This is a genomic window from Streptomyces sp. NPDC048606 (assembly GCF_040650855.1).
Classification (GTDB): domain Bacteria; phylum Actinomycetota; class Actinomycetes; order Streptomycetales; family Streptomycetaceae; genus Streptomyces.
In genome coordinates, this window is sequence record NZ_JBEZIB010000084.1 from 1 (window position 1) to 6,208 (window position 6,208).

5 protein-coding genes and 1 pseudogene are annotated in these 6,208 nt (G+C 67.7%); 3 read left to right on the plus strand and 3 right to left on the minus strand.

The window, feature by feature from the left end:
- From AB0D01_RS39280 to AB0D01_RS39290, 3 genes and pseudogenes are all read right to left on the minus strand, one after another.
- Nucleotides 1–142 (minus strand): annotated as a pseudogene (locus AB0D01_RS39280) (SAM-dependent methyltransferase); the annotation flags it as partial.
- 173 nt (nt 143–315) lie between these two features.
- The gene (locus AB0D01_RS39285) at nt 316–1,692 is read right to left on the minus strand and encodes a family 2 encapsulin nanocompartment cargo protein terpene cyclase (protein ID WP_363064147.1); all 1,377 of its coding nucleotides are present in this window, start codon (nt 1,690–1,692) and stop codon (nt 316–318) included.
- A gap of 98 nt (nt 1,693–1,790) precedes the next feature.
- Nucleotides 1,791–3,200, minus strand: a complete 1,410-nt coding sequence (locus tag AB0D01_RS39290) for a family 2B encapsulin nanocompartment shell protein (protein WP_363064149.1) — start codon at nt 3,198–3,200, stop codon at nt 1,791–1,793.
- Between the two features lie 443 nt (nt 3,201–3,643).
- Between AB0D01_RS39290 and AB0D01_RS39295 the strand changes: the two genes are divergently transcribed.
- The 3 genes from AB0D01_RS39295 to AB0D01_RS39305 all read left to right on the plus strand — a co-directional run bounded on the left by AB0D01_RS39295 (nt 3,644) and on the right by AB0D01_RS39305 (nt 6,094).
- Nucleotides 3,644–4,705: a hypothetical protein gene (locus tag AB0D01_RS39295; RefSeq protein WP_363064151.1), complete on the plus strand. Its 1,062-nt coding sequence runs from the start codon at nt 3,644–3,646 to the stop codon at nt 4,703–4,705.
- 244 nt (nt 4,706–4,949) lie between these two features.
- Nucleotides 4,950–5,672 carry a chaplin gene (locus AB0D01_RS39300; RefSeq protein ID WP_363064153.1) on the plus strand — a complete coding sequence of 241 codons (723 nt, stop codon included), beginning with the start codon at nt 4,950–4,952 and terminating at the stop codon, nt 5,670–5,672.
- 296 nt (nt 5,673–5,968) lie between these two features.
- Nucleotides 5,969–6,094 carry a hypothetical protein gene (locus tag AB0D01_RS39305; RefSeq protein ID WP_363064155.1) on the plus strand — a complete coding sequence of 42 codons (126 nt, stop codon included), beginning with the start codon at nt 5,969–5,971 and terminating at the stop codon, nt 6,092–6,094.
- Nucleotides 6,095–6,208: the final 114 nt, after the last annotated feature.

A 6,208-nucleotide genomic window follows, 5' to 3' on the forward strand; every position in this document is an offset into this window, starting at 1 on the left:
CGCCGAGGGCGGCGTGGTCGACGTCGCCGATGCCGTAGTGGTGGTGGTAGAGGCCGTCGACGTCGCCGAGGCGGAGGTTCACGGGCCGGGCCTCGGCGTTCCAGTAGCGGGCGATGTCACCCTGGTACGGGGTCGGTGGCATGAAGGCGCTGGATGCAGTGGTGGTGGTCACAAGGACGTCCTTTCTTTGAATGCTTCCGAAGGCGGAGGTGGCGCCTTCCGCCAAGCGGATTCGCCGGACTCATCGCTGGAGACGGAGCGGCGTGCACGTGAGCCGCAGCGGCTGGCGTCAGGACAGTTCACGGAGGTGAATAATCACCAGAAGTCGGGCAGGCTGTAGCGGTAGGTGTTGGTCTGGTGCCAGTAGTGGTTGCCGTCGACCCACACGGCCACCCCGCGCAGGAAGCGCGACACGCTCGGGACGGGGCAGGCGGCGGCCAGGGCGGCGGTCTCGGCCTCGAAGGCGTGCATGAGCTCGTTGTGGACCTCGATCGCCTTGAGGTAGCCGTCCCGGTCGGAGACCCCCTCGCGTTCGGCGATTACCACGGGCAGGTTCAAGTGGCGCCCGGGGGTGGCGAGTTCCTTGGTGTACGAGTAGAGGTCGTTGACGATGGTGCTGACGTTGCCGGCGAGTGCCAGGACCCGCTGCATCGCGGGCTGGGCGTGCAGGTCCGCGGGCAGTTCGTAGCCGCCGACTGTGTCCGTGATGGTGGGACACGGCCGGAAGTTGTTGAACTGCCGCATCACGAGGTACTCCCACACCTCGGGCATGTGGTCCGTCTGCGCCCAGGCGGCCTCGGCGAGATACCCAAGGTGCAGCCGGGCCATGTCGTGCCGGAAGCGGTCGGCCTGGGAGGGCGTGGACTGCTGGACGAAGTACTCCATGGCGGAGCGGTAGGAGCGCCTCGGGGCGTCCTCCCGGAGCGACTCCGCCCACTGGGGGTGGTACTCCCTGGTGGTGTGCAGGGGGTCGAGCGCGGTGTGGGCCAGCAGCAGGCGGCCGCCCAGGCCGATGGGCGTACCCCCATGGTCCTCGCAATACATGTCGTCGACGGCGTTCTCGGCGACCATCAGCCGGGCGGCGATCATCAGGTGCTCGATCGTCGGGGCGTCAGGGTGGCAGGCGACCATGTAGCGGCCGGTGGAGAAGCCGTCGAACTCGCCCTCCCAGTCGGCCGGGTAGAGTTGGATCTCGTCCAGAGCCCAGGCCTTGATCCTGCGGCTCAGCTCGGCGACCCGCGCCGGGTCGGGTTCGGCGACGGGGTGGTAGTAAAGGCCGGGGATGTGCAGGGCCTCCACCGGTACGGCGGGCGCCGCTGGTTCCCCGTGCGGGGCGAGGTGCAGGGCAGCCGTGCCCAGGCCGCTGGGCCCGCGGATGATCCGCTCCAGCGCCTCGCCAGCCTGCCGTACGGTACCCTCTCCCTCCCCCGCCGCGGGCACGGCGGGGGTGTGTGTGCCGAAGGGCAGGACGGGCGCGGACGGCAGGACGGGCCGGGTGACGGCCAGGGCCGTGACGACGGGCGTCGTGGCCACGGCCGCCGCCGGAACGGCTTCGGTCGCGGCGGCTTCCGTGACCGGGGCGTCGGCCGGGGGCCGGCCCAGGGCCAGGATCTGGGCGAGGATGTGCGCACCGAAGTGCGCGGCGGCGGAGGGCAGGCCCGACTGCAGAGGGGAAGGCCCGGAATCGGGCATCCGCGGCTCCTTGGTGAGGTGGGTGAGGTGGCCCGGATCCCGGGCGTGCTCGGCCGGGCCCCGGGTGTGCCGGGTGTCGCGGCCGGTGGGCAGGTCCTCTAGTCGCGCCTGCGGGCGATCTGTACGTTCTCCAGCACGCCGAGGGCGTCGGGCACCAGGATGGCGGCGGAATAGTAGGTGGTGACCAGGTAGGAGATGATCGCCTGCTCGTTGATTCCCATGAAGCGCACCGACAGGCCCGGCTCGTACTCCTCGGGCAGTCCGGTCTGGCGCAGACCGATGACGCCCTGGTTGTCCTCGCCGGTGCGCATGGCGAGGATGGAGCTGGTGTTCTCCTTGCTGATCGGAATCTTGTTGCAGGGCAGGATCGGTACGCCCCGCCAGGCCGGGACCTGCTGACCGCCGACGTCGACGTGGTCCGGGTAGAGCCCGCGCGCGTTGAACTCCCGCCCGATGGCCGCGATCGTCTTGGGGTGCGCGAAGAGGAACTTGGTGCCGCGGCGGCGGCAGAGCAGCTCGTCGAGGTCGTCCGGGGTGGGCGGGCCGGAGTGGGTCTGGATCCGCTGCTTGAAGTCGGCGTTGTACAGCAGGCCGAACTCCCGGTTGTTGATCAGCTCGTGCTCCTGGCGCTCGCGCAACGCCTCGATGGTCAGCCTGAGCTGTTCCTCGGTCTGGTTGTGCGGCCCGTTGTAGAGGTCGGCAACCCTGGTGTGGACCCGCAGGACGGTCTGCGCGACGGAGAGCTCGTACTCGCGCGGCCTGAGCTCGTAGTCCACGAAGGCGGTGGGGAGTTCGTACTCGCCGGTGTGGCCCGCCGACATGGCGATCTCGGCCTCGCCATGGTGGTTCTGCCGCTGGCGCGACCTGTGGTTCAACCCCTCGACGTGGGCGCGCAGGTCGGGGGCTGTTTCCGCGACGCCGGCGAAGTCGGCGCGGGAGAGGGTGAGGAGGGTGCCCGGGGTCTCGGCGGTGGCGGTGTAGTCCCAGCCGGCCTCGCCGTCGACCAAGGCGTTCTCGCCGAAGCGGTCGCCGTCGGCAAGGGTGGCGATGGAGACCTCGTCGCCGTACTTGCCCACGGAGATTTGAGCGATGCGCCCGTGGGCGATCATGTGAACCCTGTCCGCGGGGTCGCCACGCTCGACGAGCACCTCGCCAGCGCGGAAGTCGCGCTGAACGCACCGGCCAGCGAGTTCGACTAGCACTTCGTCATTGTCATAGCCTCGCAGCGTGGCCAGTTCGCCGAGCTCACGGGGGATGACCTGGACCAAGGCGCCGTTCTGCACGAACTGGATGTGCCCGTCACCGACCGTGTAGCTCAGACGGCGGTTCACCCGATAGGTGCCGCCCTTGGTCTCCACCCACGGCAGGCTCCGCAGCAGCCACCGGGAGGTGATCTCCTGCATCTGGGGAGCGGACTTGGTGGTGCTGGCAAGGTTGCGGGCGGCGGCCGTGCCCAGGCTGGACTGAGTCCGCTCCTGCAGCAACTCAGAGCTGTCGGCAACGGTCATGGGCGGTACTCTCCTTTTGATGTGAGTGGCGAATTATCCTAAAGCGGCCGGCATTCACGGGCGCCTCTCGGTTTATGCCGCCTCGGCCGATCCGTACTGCGGGCCCGGAGCGACGAGACCGAATCTCACTGCTGCTATCCGCACGCGCAGATGGCGGAATCATCAACGGTCACTTCCGCTACATACCGGCTTCATGGCGGAACATAGTCGCCAGGCAATTAGGGTGTGACGCTGAGTGTGGAAGGTCAAACCTTTCCTGGAGATGTCACTCCTACGCCGATTCTTTCCGATTGTTGGTCTTTGGTCTTATCGTTCCGTGCCACCCACCTTAAAGATCGCTCCTGTGCCAACCGGAGCGACCGCACTCGCAGGAGTGCATGAGCGCGGACACGGTTCGGCCCTCACAGGTCGGGCCCCCCTTCCTGATGTGTAAGGAGCTGAGGTTGGGCACTACATTCCAGACGGTCCGGGGCTTGGTGCGGTTCGCCGTCGCAGCCGTTGTCATCGCGGTGGCCTCCTTGTGTGGGGAGATTGCCTTCAGTTCCGACGCAGAAGCCCCGCGGTCAGCGGTGTCATCGGTAGCCAGCTGTGATATCGGGGCGTACCTCGCGGATCTGTACGATCTCGATCCCGCGAAGCGTGTCTTCTCCGCACGGATGTACCTGTGGTCGGTCTGCCCGGATCGCAAACTCGACCCTCTGCCCACGGCCGCCTTCACCAACGCCAGCGACCCGGAGAAGGGCGATCCCGTCCTGACCTCCGAAGGGGGCAGGTTCCGGGACCTGATGCTGCTGCAGGGGAGTTTCCGGCAGGACTGGGACGTCCGCGCCTTCCCCTTCGACCGGCAGCGAATCGAGGTGCTGGTCACGGCGGCGACCGACGACCGGGATCTCCGGATGGTGCCGGACAACGCCAACTCCTCCTACAACACGGAGATCCGGCCGGCCGGATGGCGTATCACCGGCTTCCGGCTGGCACCCTCCCAGCGTGTCTTCTCCACGAACTTCGGTGACGCCACCCTGCCCCGAGGCACCACAAGCACGTACAGCAGAATCCGCGTGCAGGTCGACCTGGCACGCGACGACCCCACCATCTTCTGGAAGCTCACCGGGCCGCTGTATCTCATGGTGCTTGTCGTCACCGCCACCTTCCTCCTACCGGCACACGCCGACGAACTGGGCATGGGAGAACGACTGGACTCCCTCCAAAGCCGCCTGGCCATGCTCGGCGGCGGACTATTCGTGATCATGCTGAACATGCAGCAGGTCAACACAGTGATCACCAGCACCGTGGGACTCACCCTCCTCGACTGGCTACACCTCCTCACCCTCGCCTTTGTCCTGATCGCGGTCGTGGCCACCGTCGCTGCCTGGCGCTGGACCGTCCGCGGCGGCAACCCGGCACGGGCGGAGCACTGGCACCGCACCATCGCGCTGACCGGGCTCATCGGGTACACGGCAATCGCCGCGGCGACAGTATGGGGCTTCGCGGCACAGTCCACATAGGACCAGCGACGAATTGCCCTGTGGGGCGCAACTGCAAGCCACGAGGTCCGTGGATGCAGAGGCGCTTCCGGTGGCCTGAGCAGCTGAGGGGGCGATCAGGTGGTTCCGTGGGCGTTCTCGCGTGGCGATGTGGGCTCGTGTGGCCAGGGGCGATCTGATGTGGGTAGCAGGTACAACCGTTGCCGTGCGGAAACAGGGCGGTATCGCTGGAGCTGCGGACGCCGTCCCACGAGAAGGGGTAGAGATGATCAAGAACGGGCGTGGGCGGAGCGCTGTCACGGCGGCTCTGCGCCACTACCTCCCCGTGGCAACCGCCGCGCTCCTTGCGGCGGTGGTCCCGTTGACCGTCCTCGGCCCGGCCAACGCGTCCAGCGTGCCGGCCGGCGCGTCCTCGGGGACTCACACCGTCGCCAACCAGAGCAGCAGGGCGGACGTCGCCGGCACCGCCACCCAGCTGCGGAACATGGGCCTCACCGTGGGAACGCCCTCCGGCTCGATCGTCGCCTGGGGCGACGCGGGCATCGTCAACGACGCCCTCACGCTGTTCGCCGACCAGGACCCCATGGCAATCTTCACCGGCCTGAACGAGACAGGCACCGGCTACATGCTGATCCGGGGTACCAACATCGCCCGCTGGGTCGGACTCACCGCCGGGGCCAACGTGCCCATCGCCTCGGTACGCAACGAGTCCGACGGGAACGTCGTCGTGTACGACCAGATGACCGGCCGCCTCAACGTCGCCGAAGACAAGCACACGGCCGAGAACCTTCCCATCCCCCATGCCGCCGGAACCACCCGCCGTGCGGGCGCCACACACGGCGCCGTCGCATACGCGACCGAGCCGGGTCTCCTCAGCGGCGGGCAGATCCAGATCCCCGTCCAGGTCCCCGTGAACATCTGTAGCAGCAGCGTCGGGATCGTCTCGGTTATCAACCCGGCGTTCGGCAACGCCTGCGTCCAAGCCTGAGGCCCCGGCTTCTCACCACGGGTACCTGCCCGTCACCAAGGAGGCGTCACCGGGTGACGCCTCCTTGGTGCCTGATCCATGGATGAAAAGAAGGGGTCCAGGCATGAGTGCGGACGTGTGGGGTTCTCGGCGAGGGTATCGCTCGTCTTGATGAGCGGGATCCTGCTTCGCCCCGAACCCGCCGTGTCAGAGTGGAGGAAAAGAGACGATCCGGGGGCGGGAGGTGGCGGTGTCCCGGTCAGTCCCGGGTGTGCTCGCGAGGGGATGGCTGGCTGGCCCGGCGGGACTGTCGGCGGTTGCTGCTGGCCGCGAGCGCCGGCCCCGACGGCGATCCGGAGGTCCTGTTCGACACGATGATCCGCGCGCAGGTCGACATGGCCCGCCAAATGCAGAAGGTCCAGAGGGAGCGCGCCGAGGGTTGACCCGGCCGGCTCGCTACGTTCGATCAGGTGCTGAATGTGGGCCATCAGACCGGCCGAGCTACCGGTGAAGAGCAGTTGCTCCCATGTACTGGTGATCAGATGGCGGTTGATCAA

Bases quoted from the DNA above. Each gene is read 5' to 3' on its own strand.
- AB0D01_RS39285 (WP_363064147.1), bottom strand. From the start codon at position 1,692: ATGCCCGATTCCGGGCCTTCCCCTCTGCAGTCGGGCCTGCCCTCCGCC.
- AB0D01_RS39290 (WP_363064149.1), bottom strand. From the start codon at position 3,200: ATGACCGTTGCCGACAGCTCTGAGTTGCTGCAGGAGCGGACTCAGTCC.
- AB0D01_RS39300 (WP_363064153.1), top strand. From the start codon at position 4,950: ATGATCAAGAACGGGCGTGGGCGGAGCGCTGTCACGGCGGCTCTGCGC.